Origin of the sequence: Micromonospora sp. LOL_021, from assembly GCF_048060215.1 — a bacterium.
GTDB lineage: Bacteria > Actinomycetota > Actinomycetes > Mycobacteriales > Micromonosporaceae > Micromonospora_E.
Genome location: NZ_JBHMIN010000028.1, coordinates 14,578 through 34,789, shown reverse-complemented (window position 1 = coordinate 34,789; position 20,212 = coordinate 14,578). Strand labels below are relative to the sequence as shown.

Here is a 20,212-nt window from a genome sequence, read left to right as displayed (position 1 = left end):
AGGAAGATAGCAGCGCTATCTAGGTAGCGCCACAACGTATCCCCGGTCCGCTGTTTCCGTACCGGGCGGGCGGGTACCCGATCGACAGTGACGACTCGTCGGAGAGGGAGAGATTGATGGACATCGGCATCATTGGCGCCGGCAACGTCGGCTCGGCCCTGGCCCGGCGGCTGACCGAGGTCGGTCACCAGGTGACGATCTCCGCGTCCAGCCCGGATTCGCCGCGGCTGGCCGAGGCGACCACCGGCACCGGAGTGACCGCCGGCGACGCCGCCCAGGCGGCGGACGCCGAGTTGGTCGTGCTGGCGGTGCCGTACACCGGGATCGGTGACACGCTCACCGGGCCGGTCGCCGACGCGCTGGCCGGCAGCACCGTGATCGACGTGACCAACCCGCTCGGTCCGGACCACATGTCGCTGCGGATCGGCCACGACACCTCCGCCGCCGAGCAGGTCGCCGCGATGGTCCCAGCGGCGAATGTGGTGAAGGCGTTCAACACCGTGCTCGCCCCGAACCACGCCCGGCCGGTGCTCGGCGGCGTACGGCAGTCGGTGGCGGTCGCCGGCGACGACCTGGCAGCCAAGAAGTCCGTCCAGGAACTCGGCACCCAGCTGGGCTTCGACACGGTCGACGCCGGCCCGCTGTCCAGCGCCCGCTACCTGGAGCCGGTCGCCGCGCTGCTCATCCAGGTGGCCTACGGCGGTGGTGCCGGTCCGACGGTCGGTTTCGCGCTCGCCCGCGACTGACCGCGGCCGAGCCCTCGGGTCGGGAAACGCACCACCCTGGCCGTATGGTGGAGGGGTGTCGTGCGTGCCGTGTCCGGCAGGACGGACGCATCCGTTGAAACCCGAGGAGTTCTAGTGACCGTCACTCTGACCGCCGACAGCGCCGGATCGGTCAGCGACTTCAAGGTCGCCGACCTGTCCCTGGCGACCTTCGGTCGCAAGGAGATCGAGCTCGCCGAGCACGAGATGCCCGGGCTGATGGCACTGCGCCGTGAGTACGCCGCCCAGCAGCCGTTCAAGGGCCGCAAGATCGCCGGCTCGCTGCACATGACCGTGCAGACGGCGGTGCTGATCGAGACGTTGACCGCGCTCGGGGCCGACGTGCGCTGGGTCTCCTGCAACATCTTCTCCACCCAGGACCAGGCCGCCGCGGCGGTCGTCGTGGGCCCGAACGGCACGGTCGACAACCCGCAGGGTGTCGCCGTGTACGCCTGGAAGGGTGAGACGCTCGACGAGTACTGGTGGTGCACCGAGCAGATGCTCACCTGGCCGGACGGCAGCGGGCCGGACTCGATCGTCGACGACGGCGGCGACGTGACCCTGCTGATCCACCTCGGCAAGCAGTTCGAGGAGGCCGGCGCGGTGCCCTCCACCTCGGAAACCGACTCGGTCGAGTACGGCATCATCCTGGAGACCCTGCGCCGCTCGCTGGCCGCGAACCCGACCAAGTACACCGAGATGGCCAAGCCGATCATCGGGGTCTCCGAGGAGACCACCACCGGGGTCAACCGCCTCTACGAGTTGGCCCGCGAGGGCAACCTGCTCTTCCCGGCGATCAACGTCAACGACTCGGTCACCAAGAGCAAGTTCGACAACAAGTACGGCATCCGCCACTCGCTGGTCGACGGGATCAACCGGGCCACCGACGTGATGATCGCCGGCAAGCTCGCGGTGATCTGCGGCTACGGCGACGTCGGCAAGGGCGCCGTGGAGTCGCTGCGCGGCCAGGGGGCCCGGATCGTGGTGACCGAGATCGACCCGATCTGCGCGCTGCAGGCGGCGATGGACGGCCTCGACGTGGTGACCCTGGACGACGTCGTCGACCGCGGCGACATCTTCATCACCACCACCGGCAACAAGGACATCATCCTGGCCGACCACATGGCGAGGATGAAGCACAACGCGATCGTCGGCAACGTCGGGCACTTCGACAACGAGATCGACATGGCCGGTCTCGCGAAGGTGCCGGGGATCGAGAAGATCAATGTCAAGCCGCAGGTCGACGAGTGGCGTTTCCCGGACGGTCACTCGGTGATCGTGCTCTCCGAGGGGCGGCTGCTGAACCTCGGCAACGCGACCGGTCACCCGAGCTTCGTGATGTCGACGTCCTTCTCCAACCAGGTCATCGCCCAGGTCGAGCTGTACGCCAAGATCGGCGAGTACGGCAAGCAGGTGTACGTGCTGCCCAAGCACCTCGACGAGAAGGTGGCCCGGCTGCACCTGGACGCGTTCGGCGCCAAGCTGACCGTGCTCACCAAGGCCCAGGCCGACTACATCGGCGTCGACGTGGCCGGCCCGTACAAGCCGGAGCACTACCGCTACTGATCGACGGCCGTCGGAGCGCACCGCCGTACGGTGTGCTCCGACGGCGCGCTCAGGCAGCCAGGCCGAGGGCCTCGGCGGCGGCCCGGCCGTTGGCGTGACTCGCACCGTACGTGGTGACGAAGGCCCGCACCCCGGCCGGGCGCCAGGCAGACGGCCAACCCATCTCCACGACCGCGACCGGGTGCCGGGCGGCCAGCCGTTCGATCAGGCCACCGGCGCCGGGCACCCGGTGCAGGTGCCGTCCGACAAGCACCAGCGGCCGGCCGGCGGCGGCCGCCGAGACCTGCTCGGCGGTCACCTCGGCCGGTGCCACCCGTAGGTGCCGGGCGTGGCCGAGGTGCGGTCCGAGGCCCCACGGCACCCGGCCCTCGGCGATCGTCGAGCCGGCGGTCAACTGCACCACCAGTGCGTCGGCCAGCCCGTCGAGGGTGCCTTCCACCCGGACGGCGCGGCGGGCGGCGGCGTACCCCAGGTCGGCCGGGCCGGCGGTCCCACCCGCCGCCGGTCGGACCACGGCGGCCAGTGCGGTCACCCGGGCGGCCGCCTGCTCGACCCGGCCGACCGGCAGCGTCCCGTCGCCGATCGCGGCGACGATGCCCGCCGCGACCCGTTCGACCAGTGCGTGGTCCACCCGGGCGCCGATGCAGAGCAGATCGGCGCCGGCGGCCAGGGCGGCGACCGCCGCCGGGACGATCCCGCCAGCGGCCAGGGTGGCACCGCGCATCTCCAGCGCATCGGTGACGATCACCCCGGTGAAGCCGTAGTCGCCGCGGAGCAGGTCGGTCAGCGCGGCCCGGCTGAAGGTGGCCGGTGCGTCGCCGGTCAACGTCGGAACCCGGATGTGCGCGGTCATGATCGCCGGGGTGCCGGCTTCGACCACGGCGGCGAACGGTGGCAGATCCCGCCGGCGCAGCACCGCCATCGGTACGTCTACAGTGGGCAGTTCGAGGTGTGAGTCGGTGACCGTGGCGCCGTGGCCGGGGAAGTGCTTGGCGCAGGCGGCGACCCCGGCGTCAGCCAGCCCGGCGACGGCCGCCGCCGCGTGCGTGGCGACCAGTGCCGGGTCGGCCCCGAACGACCGGGTGCCGATGATCGGGTTGTCGTCGGCGGTGTTCACGTCGACGGTCGGGGCCAGGTCGAGGTTGGCGCCGCAGGTGGCGAGCTCGTCGCCGATCGCCCGGTAGACCTGCCGGGTCAGCGCCGGGTCGTCGACCGCGCCGAGCGCGGCGTTGCCGGGGTACGGGCTGCCGGTGGCGTGTGCCAGCCGGGTCACGTCACCGCCCTCCTCGTCGATGGCGATCAGCACGTCGGCGCGGGCGGCCCGCAGCGCGTCGGTGGCGGCCCGCAACTGCTCGGGTCGGTCCACGTTGCCGCCGAACAGGGTGTGCCCGGCGAGCCCGTCGCCGACCAGGTCCACCGCCCACTGCGGGGCGGTGGTGCCGGGGTACGCGGCGAGCAGGGTGCGCAGCGCCAGCCGCCGCAGAGCCGGGTCGTTCGGCATGTTCTCCCCCTCCGTGGCGTCTCCCCGGTCCGAGTGGCGCACCGGGGGGACGCTGTTCGTTGCCGGTGAGTGCCGGGTCGTCCGACCGCCGAGGGTGTCACCGGCGACTACGCTACGGCTACTTCCGTTGCGGATGCCAAGATAATAGTAAACTTTCCTAAATGCTAGAGGACGACCACATGGGTTCCCCGCGCCTGCCCGGCACGCCCCGGCTGCTGCGAGCGCTCAACGACCGGGCGGCGCTGGAGCTGCTCATCGCCCGCGGACCACTCACCCGGGCACAACTCGGCGAGCTGACTGGACTGTCCAAAGTGACAGCTTCGCAGCTGGTCGAGCGGCTGGAAGGACGCGGGCTGGTCACCCGGGTCGGCGAGCAGGCCGGAGGCCGGGGCCCCAACGCCCAGCTGTACGCCGTACAGCCGACCAGCGCGCACGTCGTCGGCGTCGACGTCGGACCGGACCGGGTAGTGGCCGCCTGTGCCGACATCACCGGATCGGTGATCGGCCGGGTCGAGCAGTCCACCAGGGACACCGACGACCCGGTCGGCGTGGTGCACAACGCGGTGGTGCAGGCCGCCAGCAGCGTCGAGACCCAGCTGGCCAGCGTTCGGCGGGTGGTGCTGGGCACCCCCGGCCTGGTCGACCCGGCCAACGGCGACATCACCTTCGCGTACAACCTGCCGCGCTGGCACCGCGGCCTGCTCGCCGCCCTGCGCGAGGACCTGGACACCACGGTCGTGTTCGAAAACGACGTCAACCTCGCCGCGGTCGCCGAGGCGCACGCCGGCGCCGCCCGCGACGTGCCCGACTTCGTGCTGGTCTGGGCCGGCGTCGGAGTCGGCCTGGCGATCATGCTCGGCGGCCGGCTGCACCACGGCAGCACCGGCGCGGCCGGTGAGATCGGCTACCTGCCGGTGCCCGGCGCGCCGATCCCACGCGACGTCTCCCGCCGCGCCAAGCCGGCCTTCCAGCAGATCGCCGGCGCCGACGCGGTCCGGGCGGTGGCCCGCGAACACGGGTTCCGGGCGGCCAGCGCGGGCGACGCGGTGCGGGCCGCGATCGCCGCCGGCACCCGGGGCGGGCCGTTGCTCGACGAGCTGGCCCGCCGGCTCGCGCTCGGCGTCGCCAGCAGCTGCGTGGTGCTCGACCCGCCGCTGGTCGTGCTGACCGGTGAGGTCGGTCAGGCCGGCGGCAGCGCCCTGGCCGAACGGGTGCAGCACGAAGTGGCCGCGATCACCCTGGTCGCCCCCCGGGTCGTGGTCACCGAGCTGACCGAGGAGCCGGTGCTGCAGGGCGCCCTGCGGACCGCCCTTGACGCCGCCCGTGACGAGCTCTTCGGATCCACCGTGGCCTGAGCCCGGCGCACCCGTCGGGTGGTGCCGGCCACCCCGGCGCGGCCAGGTGGGGCGGCACCACCCACGGCGTGATTGGATGGTCCGGTGCCTACCGTTGCTGACGACCTGGTGATCGAGCTCGACTCAGTGGGCGTGACCCGCTCCGGCACGGCTCTGCTGCAGGACATCACCCTGCGGGTGCGGCCCGACCAGCGGTGGGTGGTGCTCGGCCCGAACGGTGCCGGCAAGACCACCCTGCTCAGCCTCGCCGCCGGCCGGCTGCACCCGACGACCGGGACCGTCCGTGTCCTCGACGAGCAGCTGGGGCGCACCGACCTGGCGGAGCTGCGGACCCGGATCGGGCTGACCACCGCCGCGCTCGCCGAACGGATCCCCGGCACCGAGCGGGTGCTCGACGTGGTGCTGACCGCCGCGTGGTCGGTGGTCGGCCGATGGCGGGAGCGCTACGACGAGCTCGACGTGGGCCGGGCGCAGGAGCTGCTCGGCCAGTTCGGCGTGGCCGGGCTGGCGCAGCGCGAGTACGGGACCCTCTCCGAAGGTGAACGCAAACGGGTGCAGATCGCCCGGGCGCTGATGACCGACCCGGAGCTGCTGCTGCTCGACGAGCCGGCGGCCGGGCTCGACCTCGGTGCCCGCGAGGAGTTGGTCGGCCGGCTCGGGGTCCTTGCCCAGGACCCGCATTCTCCGGCGTTGATGCTGGTCACCCACCACGTGGAGGAGATCCCGCCGGGCTTCACCCACGCCCTGCTGCTGCGCGGCGGCACCGTCGTCGCGGCCGGCGAGCTGGCCGCCACGATCACCGGCGAGCACCTGTCGGAGACGTTCGGGGTGCCGCTGGTCGTCGAGCGGGCGGGCCAGCGGTACACCGCCCGGGCCGCCTGAGCGGAGGACGTCGTGACAGCGCCGCGGATCGCGGTGGTGGGCAGCGCGAACATGGACCTGGTCGCGACCGCGCCGAGACTGCCGTCGCCGGGGGAGACCCTGCTCGGCACCGACTTCGTCACGGTGCCCGGCGGCAAGGGCGCCAACCAGGCGATCGCGGCGGCCCGCGCCGGAGGCGACTGCGTGTTCCTTGGCGCGGTCGGCTCGGACGCCTTCGGCGTCACCCTGACCGGCCGGCTCGCCCGGTCCGGGGTGGACACGAGTCAGCTGCGGGTGGTGTACGGGTCGTCCGGCGTCGCGGTCGTCATGGTCAACGCGGCCGGCGAGAACGCGATCGTCGTCACCCCGGGCGCCAATGCGGCGTTCCGTGGGCTGACCGAGCCGGAACTGGCGGCGGTTCGCGACGCCGACGTGCTGGTGGCGCAGTTGGAGATTCCGCTGGAGACGGTACTGGGCGCCGCGGCGGCGGCCCGCGGGGCGGGCACCCGGGTGATCCTCAACGCCGCCCCGGCCCGCGAACTGCCGGCCGAGCTGCTCGACGCGGTGGATCTGCTGGTGGTCAACGAGGCCGAGGCGCGGGCGGTCGTCGGCGCCGGGCGGGAGGACCCGGCGGCGCTGCTGACGGTGGTCCGTCGGGCGGTGCTCACCCTGGGGGCCGAGGGCGCCTGGTTCGCCGACCGCGACGGTACGGTGCACCACGTGCCGGCCTTTCCGGTGGAGACGGTGGACTCCACCGCCGCCGGTGACGCGTTCACCGGCGCGCTCGCGGTCGCCTGGGGCGAGGGACGGGACCTGGTGTCCGCGGTCCGGTGGGCGTCGGCGGCCGGTGCGGCCTGCGTACGCCGGTTGGGGGCCTCGGTGTCGTTGCCGCAGCGGGCCGAGATCGACGCCCTGGCCGGCTGATCGCCCGCCTGGCCGATCGACCGGCTGACCGCTGATCGCGAACCGCCGGTGCCGGGTGGCGCGGATGCGGGACCATCGAGACATGCGAGTCATTCTCAACCTGCTCTGGCTCATCTTCGGCGGCGGCATCGTGCTCGGCCTCGGGTACGCGGTGGCGGCCCTCGTCTGCTTCGTGCTGATCGTCACGATCCCGTTCGGGGTGGCGTCGCTGCGGCTGGCCTACTACTCCCTCTGGCCGTTCGGCCGGACGCTGGTCGCGAAGCCGGGGGCGGGGATCGGCTCCGGGCTGGCGAACATCCTCTGGGTGGTGCTGGCCGGCTGGTGGCTGGCGCTCACCCACATCGTCACCGGCGTGACGCTTTGTCTGACGATCATCGGCATCCCGTTCGGCATCGCCAACTTCAAGTTGGTGCCGGCGGCGTTCTGGCCGCTGGGTCGCGAGGTCGTCGACGTCGAGGACCTGCGTCGACCAGGGCTGGTCCACGCCTGACCCCGGCCGGCCAGCGAGTCCCTGCCCGTGCCGGTCGAGTGCCCGGCACCGGGCAGGGCGCCCGCACTGATCAACCGGCTTCGCCGGCCGGACTGCTGCGTCCGGTGAGTCGGTCGTAGCGCTGTCGGGCCGCCTGGGCAGTGCCCAGGCCCAGTCCGAACGCGATCGCCTGCCAGGTGAGTCCCCGGCTTCGAGCGGCCGCCAGCAGGCCCAGTTCGACCGCGTCGAGGTCGGCGCGGACCGGCGCGACCAGGGTCAGCGCGGCGATCAGGTCGCTGCGGTCCAGCTCCGGCTCGTCCGCGTCACCCTTCGCGCCGCCACTGGCAAGGCTGAGCACCAGCCGTACCGCCTCGTACGGGTCGACCATCTGTGGGTGCAGGTGGCGGTGCCGCCGCGCGGTGGTGTCGGCGTGTCGTCCGGCGATCCTGAGCAGGGCCGCGTGCCGGCGGTGCGCTCGCGACTGTGCCGCGTCGGGCGGGGTGAACAGGTCGTCGGTGGTCACAGCGTCGACTCAAGCACGCCCAACGCATTGCTGTCAACTAAACATTTTCAACAAACCGTTTAGAAACCGTGTTGCTCCGGTCAGGACGTCGGAGGGCGGCCGGTCAGGACCCGGGGTCCGGACGGTGTGATGGCGACCGTGTGTTCGGAGTGGGCGGTACGGGACCCGTCGGCGGAGCGGATCGTCCAACCGTCCTCGTCGTACCTGATCTTGTTGGTGGATTGACAGAACCAGGGTTCGATCGCGATGGTCAGGCCGGGATCGAGCCGCATCCCACGGCCGGCACGGCCGGCGTTGGCGACGTGCGGATCCTCGTGCATGGTGCGGCCGATGCCGTGACCGCCGAACTCGGCGTTGACGCCGTAGCCGTACGAGGCGGCGACGTCGCCGATCGCGGCGCAGACGTCGCCGAGGCGCCCGCCGGGCTGGGCGGCGGTGATCGCCGCCGCGAGGGCGACCTCGGTTGCCTCGATCAGCCGCAGATCGGCCGGATCGGGGGTGCCGACGACGACGGAGACCGCGGAGTCGGCTACCCAGCCGTCGATGCCGACCGCCATGTCGATGCTGAGCAGGTCTCCGTCGCGCAGCACGTAGTCGTGCGGGAGGCCGTGCAGCACCGCGTCGTTGACCGACAGACACAGCACGTTGCGGAACGGGCCGCGGCCGAACGACGGGGCGTAGTCCCAGTAGCAGGACTCGGCGCCGCGTTCGGCGATCCGCCGCCGGGCGTGGTGTTCGATCTCCATCAGGTTGACGCCGACCGCGGCGACACCGCTCAGTTCGGCGAGCAGCTCGCCGACGAACTGGCCGGTGACCGCCATCCGGTCGATCTCCTGGACGGACTTGAGCTCGATCACGACAGCCTCCCTCTCCTTTGCGGTATTTTTATACCACGCCGGGGTCGGTGGCGCTCCGGAGGGATATCCTGCTGGGCATGGTTCGCCAACCACTCACCGCCGAACAGATCGCCGCAGGCCAGCGACTCGGCGCCGCCCTGCGGGTCGCCCGGGCCGGCCGCAGCCTCGTCGAGGTGGCGCTGGCGGCCGGCATCTCCCCCGAGACGCTGCGCAAGATCGAGGCGGGCCGGCTTCCGGCGCCGGCGTTCGGCACCGTGGTCCGGCTCAGCCAGGCCCTCGACGTTCCCCTCGGCGACCTGGCCGACGTCTGGCTGGCCGAGATGCCCGTCCGCCAGGCGTCCTAGCGCCGTCCTGGCGCTCACTCGCCCGGTGGCAGGGCCTCGTCCTCGCCGAGCCGGTCCGCGCCCCGGCGGCGTAACATCCGCAGACCCGGGATGCCGGCCACCGCCAACTTCAGGTCCCGGGTCACCTCCAGCAGGTCGTGGATGTCCGGCCCGACCCGGTCCAGGGTGGCCAGGATCGGCAGCACGTCGGCCTTGAGATGCTGGGTCAGTCGGGGCAGCTCGTCGACCAGCCGGACCGCCGCGTCCACCTCATCCTCGCTCAGCTGCTCGACGAAGTGCCGGGCCATCGGAGCACCACGGCGCAGCGCCGGCTCGTACTCGCCGATCAGCTCGACCGACCGGTCGGCGATCTCCTCGCTGCGCCCCACCACCCGACTGGCCCCCACCGCAACCCGGTCGGCATCGGTGAGCAGCGTCTGCGCGGCGGCCGCCACCCGGGTCGCGGCCGCCACCGCGTCGGTCGCCGCCGTAGCGATCGTCTCCACCCGTAGGGTCGCCTCCTCCGCCTCAGCGACCACCCGTTCGCTGCGGTCGAGCAGCACCTCGACCCGGTCGACCACGGTGCCGACCCGTTGCACCAGAGCCTCGATCTCATCCAGTACGGCGAACGCGCGCGACGGCACGGCGGCGTACTCGGAGGTGAGCCGGCCCATCCGGGTCGCCACCTCACCGGCCTGGCCGGTGGCCCGTCCGGCCGCGCCGGTAACCGCACCGGCGACCTGCCCGACGGTGGATCTGGTCAGTGCGATGAGACTCGCCGGGGACGGCAGCGGGAGTGGCATCTCCCTATTGTGCGGCGCGCCGGCCACCACCGCTGGCGCGCCGGTCGGCGGAACCCGGCGCGGGCCGGGGTAGCGCCGGTCGGGTCGGAGCGGCCCGGGTCGGTACGGCTCGGCCAGGCGTGGCTCGGCCAGGTGTGGCTCGGGTCGGGGCAGACGCTTGCGATGCCAGCGCGGCCTCGACCGCACGGCGCAGCGCCCGGTGGATGCGGCCCACCCGCAGCGCGTCCCGGTCGGACACCAGCAGCACCGGGGTGCCCCGTACGTCGGCCCAGAGTTCGAGCAGGTGCGCGCCCCGGTCGTAGGAGTCGTCGAGCAGCCCGAGCAGCAGGTCCGCGATCGGGATGATGACCAGCCCGACCAGGATCGATCCGCCGATCAGCGCGATGGTGACGGTCGGCGAGGCGTCGATGGTCAGTGCGGTGACCAGCCCGATGATCGCGGTCGCCACCGGGGCCAGGAAGGCGACGCCGACCATGCCCCGGCCGGCCAGGGCGCTCCACGAGCGGGCACCCCGCCGCTGCCAGATCCGGTGCACCTGGGTGAGCGGATGTCGGTGCTGGTCCACCCGGATCTCAGTGGAGGTGATCCGTACGGATTTGTCATCGTAGTAGGTGATCATCCGCCTGCCCTCCCTCACGTTGTGGATCACGTTACCCACTCTCCGGCGCTCCCCGTAGGCTGTCTCGGAACGCGACGTCGATGGGGAGGTCCGCCGTGCCGGAGTTGGTGCTGGTCGAGGTCGAGCAGGGGATAGCCACGATCCGGCTGGCCCGGCCGCCGATGAACGCGCTGAACGCGGCGGTGCAGGAGGAGTTGCGCGAGGCCGCGCGTACCGTCGCCGACGACGACCGGGTCCGGGCGGTCGTGGTCTACGGCGGAGAGAAGGTCTTCGCCGCCGGAGCCGACATCAAAGAGATGGCCGACAAGTCGTACGTGGACATGGCGGCCCGCGCGGCGCAGCTGTCCAGCGCCTTCGACGCGGTGGCCCGGATCCCGAAACCGGTGGTCGCCGCGATCACCGGCTACGCCCTCGGCGGCGGCTGCGAGCTGGCCCTGGCGTGCGACTGGCGGGTGGTCGCCGAGGACGCCAAACTCGGCCAGCCGGAGATCAAACTGGGGGTCATCCCGGGTGCCGGCGGCACCCAGCGGCTGGCCCGGCTGGTCGGCCCGGCCCGCGCCAAGGACATCGTCCTGACCGGACGGATGGTCGACGCCGCCGAGGCCGAGCGGATCGGCCTGGCCGACCGCGTCGTCCCGGCCGACCAGGTGTACGCGGCGGCACTCGACATGGTGCGGCCGTTCGTCACCGGACCGGCCCAAGCCGTCAAGGCGGCCAAGTTGGCCATCGACGGGGGCCTGGAGATGGACCTCGCCTCCGGCCTGGCCTGGGAGAGCCAGCTGTTCGCCAGCCTGTTCGCCACCGAGGACCGCACCGAGGGGATGGCGGCGTTCGTCGCCAAACGCAAGCCCGACTTCACCGGTCGCTAGCCCGGCAACGTGTCGCTGCGGGTGTTGCCCACGTAACCGGCCCTCGACCGGCCCAATCGTCGGCCCCTCGACCGGCCGTGCCGGCGGTGCCGGTCGCACGTGGATGCCGAACAAAGTGACCGGGCGGTAACCTGCTCGGGGGGTGCGCCGGCCGGGCGGGCCCGGGCGACGGGAGGCAGCGACGATGGCGGAGCGGATCGAGGGGCACGGCGGGACGCTGGCGCTGGCCGCCGCACAGGCGTACGGCGTACGCGAGCTGTTCACCCTCTCCGGCGGCCACATCTTTCCGCTCTACGACGCCGCGCACGCCGCCGACTTCCCGATCTACGACGTACGGCACGAGCAGACCGCCGTCTTCGCCGCCGAGGCGGTAGCGAAACTGCAGCGTCGTCCCGGGCTGGCCGCCCTCACCGCCGGCCCCGGCGTCACCAACGGAATCTCCGGTCTGACCAGCGCCTTCTTCAACGCCGCGCCGGTGCTGGTACTCGGCGGCCGGGCACCGGCGTTCCGCTGGGGGTCGGGCAGCCTGCAGGAGATCGACCACGTACCGCTGGTCGCCCCGGTCACCAAGCACGCCGCCACGGTCGCCGCGACCGACGACGTACCGGCCGCGGTCGGTGCCGCGCTGTCCGCCGCGCTCACCCCGCACCGCGGCCCGGCCTTCCTCGACCTGCCGCTGGAGGTCATCTACTCGACCGCCGAGGTGACCGCGCCGACCGCCGGCGCGGTGCCGGTGGTCGAGCCCGACCCGGACGAGGTCGCCCGCGCGGCCCGGCTGATCGCCGCTGCCGACCGACCGGTGATCGTCGCCGGCTCCGACGTGTACGCCGGGGACGCCGTCGCGGCGTTGCGGGAGGCCGCCGAGGCGCTACAGGTGCCGGTCTTCACCAACGGCATGGGGCGTGGGTCGCTGCCGCCGGAGCACCCGCTGGCCTTCGCGAAGGCGCGGCGGGTCGCGTTCGGCCGGGCCGACGTGGTGGTGGTGGTCGGCACCCCGCTGGACTTCCGGCTCAGCTTCGGCGATTTCGGCACCGCCCAGGTGGTGCACGTCGTCGACGCGCCGAGCCAGCGGGCGACCCGCGTACAGCCGGCCGTGTCGCCCGCCGGTGACCTGCGGCTGATCCTGTCGGCGTTCGCTGACCACTCCGGTGACCGGGCCGACCACTCCGGCTGGCTGGCCGACCTGCGCGCCGCCGAGGAGCAGGCCAGGGCGCGGGACGCGGCCGTGCTCGCCGCCGAGTCCGACCCGATCCGCCCGTCGCGGATCTACGGCGAGCTGAGGGCGGTGCTCGACCCGGATGCCGTCACCATCGGCGACGGCGGTGACTTCGTCTCGTACGCCGGCCGCTACCTGGAGCCGTCGGTGCCCGGCAGTTGGCTCGACCCTGGCCCGTACGGCTGCCTGGGCACCGGCATGGGCTACGCGATGGGTGCCCGACTCACCTACCCGGACCGGCAGGTCTGCGTACTGATGGGCGACGGCGCGGCCGGCTTCTCGCTGATGGACGTCGAGTCGCTGGCCCGGCAGAAGCTGCCGGTCGTGATCGTGGTCGGCAACAACGGCATCTGGGGGTTGGAGAAGCACCCGATGCGCGCCATGTACGGCTACGACGTCGCCGCCGATCTGCAGCCAGGGCTGCGCTACGACGAAATCGTCGGGGCGCTGGGCGGCGCGGGGGAGACGGTCACCAAGGCCGGCGACATCGGTCCGGCGCTGCGCCGGGCCTTCGACGCCGGGGTGCCGTACCTGGTCAATGTGTTGACCGACCCGGACGACGCCTATCCGCGTTCGTCGAACCTGGCCTGAGCGCTGGTCGGACCGGCCTGAGCGCTCGTCGGACCTGGCTCTGACGGATCGCCGACCCGGTCTGGTCGGCAAATGCTTGGCGGAATGTCGGTCCTGTCGTTCATTGTGGGGTCTGCAGACAAACGACAGGAGTGAGGATGTCGCACGCGATCTGGGCCGAGGGCCTGGTCAAGCGGTTCGGGCCGACGACCGCGTTGGCCGGGGTGGATCTCGCGGTCCGCACCGGCACCGTGTTCGGGCTGCTCGGGCCGAACGGTGCCGGCAAGACCACAGCGGTCCGGGTGCTCGCCACCCTGTTGCGGCCGGACGCCGGGCACGCCCGGGTACAGGGTTTCGACGTGGTCGGCCAGGCTCACCAGGTCCGCCAGTCGATCGGGCTGACCGGGCAGTACGCCTCGGTCGACGAGACGCTGACCGGTGTGGAGAACCTGATCATGATCGGTCGGTTGCTGGGGTCGTCCCGGCGTGACGCGCGCGCCCGCGCCCGGCAACTGCTGGCCGAGTTCCAGCTCACCGACGCCGCCGATCGCGCGGCCAAGACCTATTCGGGCGGTATGCGCCGCCGGCTCGACCTGGCCGCCAGCCTGGTGGGACGGCCTCAGGTGCTGTTCCTCGACGAGCCGACCACCGGGCTGGACCCGCGCAGCCGCAACGAGCTGTGGGAGCTGGTTCGTGGGCTGGTCGCCGGTGGCGTGACGGTGCTGCTCACCACCCAGTACCTGGAGGAGGCCGACCAGTTGGCCGACGAGCTGGCCGTGGTCGACCACGGTCGGGTGATCGCCGGCGGTACGCCGGAGGAGCTGAAGGCCAAGACCGGCGCCCAGGTCCTCGCGGTGCGCCCGACCGATCCGAAACAGTTGCCGACGGTGCTGACCACGCTGCGGGAGCTGTCCGGCAACGAGCCGTCGTTGGCCCAGACCACGGTGACGGTGAGCACCGCCGATGCGGACCTGCTGCCGGCGGTGGTCCGCCGGCTCGACGAGTCCGGGGTGAAGGTCGGTGAGCTGGCGTTGCGCAGCTCAAGCCTGGATGAGGTCTTCCTGTCGCTCACCGGCCACCGGGCCGATCCGGGCTCCGGCGGCTCGCCCACCGGCACCGGGTCTGCGGCCGGCTCCGGCGGCTCGGAGGTTGGCACCGGCGAGCGGCCGACACCGGCGACCGGGCCGGCCGGTACGGGAGCACTGCCGAACGCCGCCACCATGGAGGGAATCCGTTGACCGCCACCACCGTCACCACGCCCGAGCTGCCCGGGCGGCATCAGTGGGTCAGCCCGGTGGCCGGGCTGCGACACACCGGCACGCTGGCCTGGCGAAGCCTGGTCCAGATCAAGCACAATCCGTTGGAACTGCTCGATCTCAGCGTCCAACCGCTGATGTTCCTGCTGCTGTTCACCTACGTGTTCGGCGGTGCGATCGCCGGCACGCCGGGGGACTACCTGACCTTCGCGTTGCCGGGAATCATCGTGCAGAACGCCCTTTTCGCGACGATGACCACGGGGTTCGGGCTGAACACCGATCTCACCAAAGGGGTGTTCGACCGATTGCGGTCGTTGCCGATCGCCCGGTGGGCGCCGCTGGCCGGGCGGATTCTGGCCGACACCGTCAAGCAGGCCTGGTCGGTGGTGCTGCTGCTGGGTGTCGGGATGATCCTCGGCTTCCGGGTCGACGGTGGTCCGGTCGGCCTGCTCGGCGCGTTCGCGCTGATCCTGGCCTTCACACTGGCCGCGTCGTGGATCTCGGTGCTGGTCGGGGTGATGGTCAGCGAGCCGGAGAAGGTGCAGATCTTCGGCTTCATGGTGATCTTTCCGTTGACCTTCACCAGCAACGCATTCGTGCCCACCGAGACCATGCCGGGCTGGCTGCAGGCCTGGGTCGAGGTCAACCCGGTGACGATCCTCGCCGACGGCCTGCGTGGTCTGCTCAGCGGCGCGCCCGCCGCCGGCCCGGTCGGCTACTCGTTGCTCTGGGCAGCCGGCATCGCGGCGGTGTTCGCGCCGCTGGCACTCGCCCGGTTCAAGCGTCGGGTCTGACCTGACCACCTTGCGGGCGGGCCGCTCGGGTCGCTCGGGTCACGCACCTGACTCAGGCCGGCGGTCCTCCCGGGGGTCTGCGGCGTCTCGGCGGCGCAGGTCGTCCTCCCGGCGGCGCAGGTCCTCCTCCCACCGTTCGAACAGCTCGCGATCCTGCTTCGCCTTCTCGGCGTCGAGCGCGCGCAGGAACTCGGGATCGTCGTCAGGGGCCGCCGGGCGGTTGCGCGGTGGCGGGGTGCCGGTCGGTCGGGGGACGCTACCGAGCGGTGACGGGCTGCCGAAGCCGGGCCGGCGGCTGAGGAACCAGGCGGCCGGCCCGAGGAGGGGGATGACGATGATGACCGGCACCCAGAGCAGGCGCGGCAGGGCGCGGACGTCACCTTTCTCCGCTGAGAGGCAGCTGATCAGCGCCACCGCCATGAGCACGACGTGGAGCATGAAGAGCAGGATGAACACGCGGGCCATCCCGCTATGATGCCCCGCCCGGCGGGCTCAGCCTAGTCAGCTGAGGATCAGGATGGCGCCGAGCACCGCGTAACCGGCGGTGACCAGCCCCAGCAGGGGCACCTCCGCGCTGATCTGTCCGGCTGCCGGACGTCGTGGGCCACTGGCGTGCCGGTAGGCGTAGCCGATCAGCCCGGCCCAACCGACCACCGCGAACAGCCCGAGTAAAGTCGCGGCTCCGCCCCGATCGACGGCCAGTCGCATGGTCAGCGCCACCACCAGGGTGAGGGCCAGAGCCGACCGCCGCCAGGCCAGCCGGGTCCGTTCGGGCTGCAGTCCGGGGTCGCGGGCCGGCGGGCCGTGCTCGTCGGCCGGCGGGTCGGTGGGATCAGCCACTGGTCGCCTCGACCAGTACGACGACGGTCAACGCGGTGGCACCGACACCGACACAGATCGCGAGGAACGCCGGAAACCGGGACGCCGGTAGGTCGGTGCCCAACCGCATGGCCCGCTCGGTACGGGCCCAGTGGTCGACCGCCCGCAGCGCGACGGTCCCGCCGAGCAGCAGCAGGGTCACCGCCAGCCCTTCCCGAAGGTGGACCACGGACAGCTCAGGCAGGAACTGCGCGATGGCCAGCCCGCCGGCGACCAACGCCAGGGCGGTCCGGATCCAGGCCAGGAAGGTCCGCTCGTTCGCCAGCGAGAACCGGTAGTCGGGCGCGGTGCCGACCCGGCGCAGCTGCTGGGGATCGAACCACCGGCGCAGCGCACTCCACACGTGGATCATTATCGCCGGCTAGACTCACCGTCTGTGGCCGAGCTGACCGATGACGAGCGCAGCACGCTGAAGACCGGCGCTTTCGGCGCCGTCTACCTGGTGTCGGCCGCGGACCCGGGGCTGGTGTCGATGGTCCGGGAGAGCTTCGCGGCCTCAGATGTGTTCGCCGGGACATCGGGTCTGGTAAAGGACGTGCTGACCAGCGGAGAGTTGCCCAAGTTGGCCCGGGACAGCCCGGAGGCGGTGGAGCAGCTGGTGCTGCCGGCGCTGCGGCAGTCGGTGGCGGTGCTCACCGCGAAGGCCCCGCACGATCTGGAGCACTACCGGACGGCGGTGACCGAGGCGGTCGACCGGGTGGCGCGGGCCGCGTCCGGGGTCGACCCGGCGGAGACGGCGATGATCTCCAAGATCAGGCAGGCGCTGGCCACTCCCTCCTGACCGATTCGTCCTCCTGGCCGATCCGCGACCTCTGCTGACCAGGGCAGTTTTTCGGTCCGGCCGGCCTGTCGGCGGGGCCGTTTGGCCATTGGCTACTTGCGGGTAACATAGTGGTGGGGCATTCCACAGCGGTGCTCGGTTGACCGATCGTTAAGGAAAGCGGCAGGCTGCGCCGAGAGTGGTAGAGCAGCACCACCTACAGGAGGGGTGTCGAAGCGCGATGAACATCGTCGTACTCGTCAAGCAGGTGCCCGATTCCGGCGCGGAACGCGCCCTGCGCGGTGACGACAACACCGTCGACCGCGGGTCGGCCAACAACGTGATCAATGAGATGGACGAGTACGCGATCGAGGAGGCGCTGCGGCTGCGGGAGGCCAACGGCGGTGAGGTGACCATCCTCACCATGGGCCCGGACCGCGCGGCCGAGTCGATCCGCAAGGCGCTGTCGATGGGGCCGGACAAGGCGGTGCACGTCGTCGACGACGCCCTGCACGGCTCCTGCGCGGTCGCCACCTCCAAGGTCCTCGCGGCGGCGCTCGGCACCCTCGGGGCGGATCTGATCCTCTGCGGTGCCGAGTCCACCGACGGGCGGGTGCAGGTGATGCCGCACATGCTCGCCGAGCGGCTCGGCATCGCCGCCCTGACCGGCGCCCGCAAGCTGACCGTCGACGGCGGCACACTCACCGTCGAACGGCAGAACGAAGAGGGCTACGAGGTGGTCAGCGCTGCCACCCCGGCGGTGGTCTCGGTGTGGGACACCATCAACGAGCCGCGCTACCCCTCGTTCAAGGGGATCATGGCGGCGAAGAAGAAGCCGGTACAGAGCCTGTCCCTGGCCGATCTGGGCGTCGCCACCAGCGAGGTCGGCTTCGACGGAGCGACCAGTGAGGTCGTCGAGCACCACAAGCGCCCGCCACGGTCGGCCGGGCAGAAGGTCGTCGACGACGGCGAGGCCGGCGTACGGCTGGTCGAGTTCCTGGCGTCCGAGAAGTTCGTGTGAGCGGGGAGGTTGACATGGCTGAGGTTCTCGTTGTCGTCGAGGCCACCGGTGAGTTCGGCGTCAAGAAGGTCACCCTGGAGTTGCTGACTCTGGCCCGCAAGCTGGGCGGCGAGGTGTCCGCGGTGGTGCTCGGCGGGCCGGGCGCGGCCGCCGCGATGACCGACAAGCTCGGTGAGTACGGCGCCAGCAAGGTGTACGCCGCCGAGAGCGAGGAGATCGACGGCTACCTGGTCGCCCCGAAGGTGACCGTGCTGGCCGAGCTGATCGGCCGGGTGCAACCCGGCGCGGTGCTGCTCGCCTCCTCCCAGGAGGGCAAGGAGATTGCCGGGCGGCTCGCCGTACGGCTGGACAACGGTCTGCTGACCGACGTGGTCGACCTGGCCGCCGACGGCACCGCGACCCAGATCGCGTTCGCCGGTGCCACCATCGTCACCTCCCGGGTCACCCGGGGCCTGCCGCTGGTGACCCTGCGGCCCAACTCGGTGGCGCCCGAGCCGGCCCCGGCCACCCCGCAGGTGGAGCAGCTGCAGGTACAGGTCACCGACTCCGACAAGCTGGCCAAGGTGGTCGAGCGGGTCGCCGAGCAGTCCGGCTCCCGGCCGGAGCTCACCGAGGCGTCGGTGGTCGTCTCCGGCGGGCGCGGTGTCGGCAGCGGCGACAACTTCAAACTGGTCGAGGAGCTCGCCGACCTGCTCGGCGGCGCGGTGGGCGCCTCCCGGGCCGCCGTGGACTCCGGGTTCTACCCGCACCAGTTCCAGGTGGGGCAGACCGGCAAGACCGTCTCCCCGCAGCTGTACGTGGCGCTGGGTATCTCCGGGGCGATCCAGCACCGGGCCGGCATGCAGACCGCGAAGACCATCGTGGCGGTCAACAAGGACGGCGAGGCGCCGATCTTCGAGCTCGCCGACTTCGGTGTGGTGGGTGACCTGAACAAGGTGGTCCCGCAGGTAGCCGAGGAGATCCGCAAGCGCAAGTGAGGTGACCGTCCCGCAGGGCGTCGTGGCCACCGCCGTAGCGACCTTACCGATCGGGTCCGGCCGCCTATCCGCCGGACCCGACCCGGCGGATAGGCTTGCTGGTGATGGCATATCTCGACCACGCCGCGACCACGCCGATGCTCGACGAGGCGGTGGAGACCTACGTCGCCACCGCCCGCCGGGTCGGTAACGCGTCGTCACTGCACGCCCCCGGCCGGGCGGCCCGGCGTACGGTCGAGGAGGCCCGGGAGCGGGTCGCCGCCGCCCTCGGCGCCCGGCCGTCCGAGGTGATATTCACCGCAGGCGGTACGGAGAGCGACAACCTCGCGGTCAAAGGAATTTTCTGGGCACGTTCGGCGGCGGCTCCGGCCCGGCGGCGACTCCTGGCCAGTACCGTCGAGCACCACGCCGTACTCGACGCCGTGCAGTGGCTCGCCGACCACGGGCAGGCCCAGGTGACCTGGCTGCCGGTGGACGCCACCGGTCGCGTCGACGCCGCCACCGCGCAGGCCGAGCTGGACGCCGTCGCCGACGAGCTGGCCCTGGTCACCGTCATGTGGGCGAACAACGAGGTCGGCACCGTGCAACCGGTCGCCGCCGTCGCGGCGATGGCCGCGCGGGCCGGCGTACCGCTGCACACCGACGCGGTCCAGGCGGTCGGCCAGGTCCCAGTCGATTTCGCCGCCAGCGGCGCCGCCGCGTTGACCGTCAGCGGTCACAAGCTCGGTGGCCCGGCCGGTGTGGGTGCCCTGCTGCTCGGCCGGGACGTCGCCTGCACCCCGTTGCTGCACGGTGGTGGCCAGGAGCGCGACGTCCGTTCCGGCACGCTCGACACCGCCGGGATCGCCGCGTTCGCGGTCGCCGTCGAGGTGGCGGTGAAACGCCAGGCCGAGCACGCGGCCCGGGTCGGTGCGCTGCGCGACGACCTGGTCCGGCGGGTACGCCAGGTGGTGCCGGACGTGATCTACAACGGGGATCCGGCCGACCGGCTCCCCGGCAACGCGCACTTTTCGTTCCCCGGCTGCGAGGGCGACGCGCTGTTGCTGCTGCTCGACGCCCAGGGCATCGCCTGTTCGACCGGCTCGGCCTGTTCAGCCGGAGTGGCGCAGCCGTCGCACGTGCTGCTGGCGATGGCCGACGACGACGAGCGGGCCCGCTCGTCGCTGCGGTTCAGCCTGGGCCACGACTCCACCCGGGCCGAGGTCGACGCGCTGGTGGCGGCCCTGCCCGGTGCGGTCGAGCGGGCCCGCCGGGCCGGTGCGGTCCGCGGGGCGAAGCCGGTGCCGCCCGCCGCCGGCTGACCCG

23 protein-coding genes are annotated in these 20,212 nt (G+C 72.1%); 15 read left to right on the top strand and 8 right to left on the bottom strand.

From position 1 onward, the window contains the following. The first annotated feature begins 38 nt into the window (after window positions 1-38). The gene (locus ACFHWT_RS18790) at window positions 39-746 is read left to right on the top strand and encodes an NADPH-dependent F420 reductase (protein WP_416596008.1); all 708 of its coding nucleotides are present in this window, start codon (window positions 39-41) and stop codon (window positions 744-746) included. A gap of 114 nt (window positions 747-860) precedes the next feature. Then, window positions 861-2,330, top strand: coding sequence for an adenosylhomocysteinase (gene ahcY / locus ACFHWT_RS18785; protein WP_416595964.1), 1,470 nt, complete (start codon window positions 861-863; stop codon window positions 2,328-2,330). Between the two features lie 49 nt (window positions 2,331-2,379). On the opposite strand, the gene ACFHWT_RS18780 is transcribed toward ahcY, so the two are convergent. Then, window positions 2,380-3,831 (bottom strand): glycoside hydrolase family 3 N-terminal domain-containing protein, encoded by a 1,452-nt coding sequence (locus ACFHWT_RS18780; protein ID WP_416595963.1) that lies wholly within the window; start codon window positions 3,829-3,831, stop codon window positions 2,380-2,382. 179 nt (window positions 3,832-4,010) lie between these two features. Between ACFHWT_RS18780 and ACFHWT_RS18775 the strand changes: the two genes are divergently transcribed. The 4 genes from ACFHWT_RS18775 (at window position 4,011) to ACFHWT_RS18760 (ending at window position 7,461) form a co-directional block, all read left to right on the top strand. Then, the gene (locus ACFHWT_RS18775; RefSeq protein ID WP_416595962.1) at window positions 4,011-5,186 is read left to right on the top strand and encodes an ROK family transcriptional regulator; all 1,176 of its coding nucleotides are present in this window, start codon (window positions 4,011-4,013) and stop codon (window positions 5,184-5,186) included. Between the two features lie 72 nt (window positions 5,187-5,258). Next, window positions 5,259-6,068: an ABC transporter ATP-binding protein gene (locus tag ACFHWT_RS18770; RefSeq protein WP_416595961.1), complete on the top strand. Its 810-nt coding sequence runs from the start codon at window positions 5,259-5,261 to the stop codon at window positions 6,066-6,068. Window positions 6,069-6,080: 12 nt separating this feature from the next. Beyond that, window positions 6,081-6,971 (top strand): ribokinase, encoded by an 891-nt coding sequence (locus ACFHWT_RS18765; RefSeq protein WP_416595960.1) that lies wholly within the window; start codon window positions 6,081-6,083, stop codon window positions 6,969-6,971. An 82-nt stretch (window positions 6,972-7,053) separates the two neighbouring features. Next, window positions 7,054-7,461 carry a YccF domain-containing protein gene (locus ACFHWT_RS18760; RefSeq protein ID WP_278167634.1) on the top strand — a complete coding sequence of 136 codons (408 nt, stop codon included), beginning with the start codon at window positions 7,054-7,056 and terminating at the stop codon, window positions 7,459-7,461. 70 nt (window positions 7,462-7,531) lie between these two features. On the opposite strand, the gene ACFHWT_RS18755 is transcribed toward ACFHWT_RS18760, so the two are convergent. Further along, entirely contained in the window at window positions 7,532-7,963 is a 432-nt protein-coding gene (locus ACFHWT_RS18755) for a DNA-binding protein (RefSeq protein WP_416595959.1), read from the bottom strand. An 80-nt stretch (window positions 7,964-8,043) separates the two neighbouring features. Next, complete coding sequence (gene map, locus ACFHWT_RS18750; protein ID WP_416595958.1) at window positions 8,044-8,820, bottom strand: type I methionyl aminopeptidase; 777 nt, start codon at window positions 8,818-8,820, stop codon at window positions 8,044-8,046. A 77-nt stretch (window positions 8,821-8,897) separates the two neighbouring features. Between map and ACFHWT_RS18745 the strand changes: the two genes are divergently transcribed. Continuing rightward, window positions 8,898-9,164 carry a helix-turn-helix domain-containing protein gene (locus ACFHWT_RS18745; protein WP_123600369.1) on the top strand — a complete coding sequence of 89 codons (267 nt, stop codon included), beginning with the start codon at window positions 8,898-8,900 and terminating at the stop codon, window positions 9,162-9,164. 14 nt (window positions 9,165-9,178) lie between these two features. Here the strand turns inward: ACFHWT_RS18745 and ACFHWT_RS18740 are convergent, their stop codons facing one another. Both ACFHWT_RS18740 and ACFHWT_RS18735 read right to left on the bottom strand, forming a co-directional pair. Further along, on the bottom strand, window positions 9,179-9,946 hold the full coding sequence (locus ACFHWT_RS18740; RefSeq protein ID WP_416595957.1) for a hypothetical protein: 768 nt from the start codon (window positions 9,944-9,946) through the stop codon (window positions 9,179-9,181). A gap of 4 nt (window positions 9,947-9,950) precedes the next feature. After that, window positions 9,951-10,565 carry a DUF6232 family protein gene (locus ACFHWT_RS18735; RefSeq protein WP_416595956.1) on the bottom strand — a complete coding sequence of 205 codons (615 nt, stop codon included), beginning with the start codon at window positions 10,563-10,565 and terminating at the stop codon, window positions 9,951-9,953. A gap of 95 nt (window positions 10,566-10,660) precedes the next feature. Here ACFHWT_RS18735 and ACFHWT_RS18730 point away from each other — a divergent pair, with 95 nt between their 5' ends. The 4 genes from ACFHWT_RS18730 to ACFHWT_RS18715 all read left to right on the top strand — a co-directional run bounded on the left by ACFHWT_RS18730 (window position 10,661) and on the right by ACFHWT_RS18715 (window position 15,270). Further along, window positions 10,661-11,434, top strand: a complete 774-nt coding sequence (locus tag ACFHWT_RS18730; RefSeq protein ID WP_416595955.1) for an enoyl-CoA hydratase-related protein — start codon at window positions 10,661-10,663, stop codon at window positions 11,432-11,434. Window positions 11,435-11,618: 184 nt separating this feature from the next. After that, entirely contained in the window at window positions 11,619-13,241 is a 1,623-nt protein-coding gene (locus ACFHWT_RS18725) for an acetolactate synthase (protein ID WP_416595954.1), read from the top strand. A 137-nt stretch (window positions 13,242-13,378) separates the two neighbouring features. Further along, on the top strand, window positions 13,379-14,458 hold the full coding sequence (locus ACFHWT_RS18720) for an ATP-binding cassette domain-containing protein (protein WP_416595953.1): 1,080 nt from the start codon (window positions 13,379-13,381) through the stop codon (window positions 14,456-14,458). Continuing rightward, window positions 14,455-15,270: an ABC transporter permease gene (locus ACFHWT_RS18715; RefSeq protein ID WP_416595952.1), complete on the top strand. Its 816-nt coding sequence runs from the start codon at window positions 14,455-14,457 to the stop codon at window positions 15,268-15,270. Before ACFHWT_RS18720 ends, ACFHWT_RS18715 begins: the two co-directional genes overlap by 4 nt. 39 nt (window positions 15,271-15,309) lie before the next feature. On the opposite strand, the gene ACFHWT_RS18710 is transcribed toward ACFHWT_RS18715, so the two are convergent. Genes ACFHWT_RS18710 through ACFHWT_RS18700 form a run of 3 tightly spaced genes read right to left on the bottom strand, consistent with a single transcriptional unit; the run spans window position 15,310 to window position 16,492 of the window. Continuing rightward, a complete protein-coding gene (locus ACFHWT_RS18710; protein WP_416595951.1) occupies window positions 15,310-15,735 on the bottom strand; it encodes a PLD nuclease N-terminal domain-containing protein in 426 nt (141 codons plus the stop codon). Between the two features lie 36 nt (window positions 15,736-15,771). After that, the gene (locus ACFHWT_RS18705; protein ID WP_416595950.1) at window positions 15,772-16,110 is read right to left on the bottom strand and encodes a DUF202 domain-containing protein; all 339 of its coding nucleotides are present in this window, start codon (window positions 16,108-16,110) and stop codon (window positions 15,772-15,774) included. After that, entirely contained in the window at window positions 16,103-16,492 is a 390-nt protein-coding gene (locus ACFHWT_RS18700) for a YidH family protein (protein ID WP_416596007.1), read from the bottom strand. The genes ACFHWT_RS18705 and ACFHWT_RS18700 overlap by 8 nt, the downstream gene beginning before the upstream one ends. A gap of 33 nt (window positions 16,493-16,525) precedes the next feature. On the opposite strand from ACFHWT_RS18700, the gene ACFHWT_RS18695 reads away from it, so the two are divergent. From ACFHWT_RS18695 to ACFHWT_RS18680, 4 genes are all read left to right on the top strand, one after another. Then, window positions 16,526-16,930: a hypothetical protein gene (locus ACFHWT_RS18695; RefSeq protein WP_416595949.1), complete on the top strand. Its 405-nt coding sequence runs from the start codon at window positions 16,526-16,528 to the stop codon at window positions 16,928-16,930. Between the two features lie 220 nt (window positions 16,931-17,150). Next, the gene (locus ACFHWT_RS18690; RefSeq protein ID WP_416595948.1) at window positions 17,151-17,930 is read left to right on the top strand and encodes an electron transfer flavoprotein subunit beta/FixA family protein; all 780 of its coding nucleotides are present in this window, start codon (window positions 17,151-17,153) and stop codon (window positions 17,928-17,930) included. Window positions 17,931-17,944: 14 nt separating this feature from the next. Next, entirely contained in the window at window positions 17,945-18,907 is a 963-nt protein-coding gene (locus tag ACFHWT_RS18685; protein ID WP_416595947.1) for an electron transfer flavoprotein subunit alpha/FixB family protein, read from the top strand. Window positions 18,908-19,011: 104 nt separating this feature from the next. Next, complete coding sequence (locus tag ACFHWT_RS18680) at window positions 19,012-20,208, top strand: cysteine desulfurase family protein (protein ID WP_416595946.1); 1,197 nt, start codon at window positions 19,012-19,014, stop codon at window positions 20,206-20,208. The last annotated feature ends 4 nt before the right edge of the window (window positions 20,209-20,212 follow it).

What these genes read in the sequence shown, in the direction of transcription:
- ACFHWT_RS18780 (WP_416595963.1), bottom strand. Translation starts at nt 3,831, where the DNA reads ATGCCGAACGACCCGGCTCTGCGGCGGCTGGCGCTGCGCACCCTGCTC.
- ACFHWT_RS18775 (WP_416595962.1), top strand. Translation starts at nt 4,011, where the DNA reads ATGGGTTCCCCGCGCCTGCCCGGCACGCCCCGGCTGCTGCGAGCGCTC.
- ACFHWT_RS18760 (WP_278167634.1), top strand. Translation starts at nt 7,054, where the DNA reads ATGCGAGTCATTCTCAACCTGCTCTGGCTCATCTTCGGCGGCGGCATC.
- ACFHWT_RS18745 (WP_123600369.1), top strand. Translation starts at nt 8,898, where the DNA reads ATGGTTCGCCAACCACTCACCGCCGAACAGATCGCCGCAGGCCAGCGA.
- ACFHWT_RS18740 (WP_416595957.1), bottom strand. Translation starts at nt 9,946, where the DNA reads ATGCCACTCCCGCTGCCGTCCCCGGCGAGTCTCATCGCACTGACCAGA.
- ACFHWT_RS18735 (WP_416595956.1), bottom strand. Translation starts at nt 10,565, where the DNA reads ATGATCACCTACTACGATGACAAATCCGTACGGATCACCTCCACTGAG.
- ACFHWT_RS18725 (WP_416595954.1), top strand. Translation starts at nt 11,619, where the DNA reads ATGGCGGAGCGGATCGAGGGGCACGGCGGGACGCTGGCGCTGGCCGCC.
- ACFHWT_RS18720 (WP_416595953.1), top strand. Translation starts at nt 13,379, where the DNA reads ATGTCGCACGCGATCTGGGCCGAGGGCCTGGTCAAGCGGTTCGGGCCG.
- ACFHWT_RS18710 (WP_416595951.1), bottom strand. Translation starts at nt 15,735, where the DNA reads ATGGCCCGCGTGTTCATCCTGCTCTTCATGCTCCACGTCGTGCTCATG.
- ACFHWT_RS18690 (WP_416595948.1), top strand. Translation starts at nt 17,151, where the DNA reads ATGAACATCGTCGTACTCGTCAAGCAGGTGCCCGATTCCGGCGCGGAA.
- ACFHWT_RS18685 (WP_416595947.1), top strand. Translation starts at nt 17,945, where the DNA reads ATGGCTGAGGTTCTCGTTGTCGTCGAGGCCACCGGTGAGTTCGGCGTC.
- ACFHWT_RS18680 (WP_416595946.1), top strand. Translation starts at nt 19,012, where the DNA reads ATGGCATATCTCGACCACGCCGCGACCACGCCGATGCTCGACGAGGCG.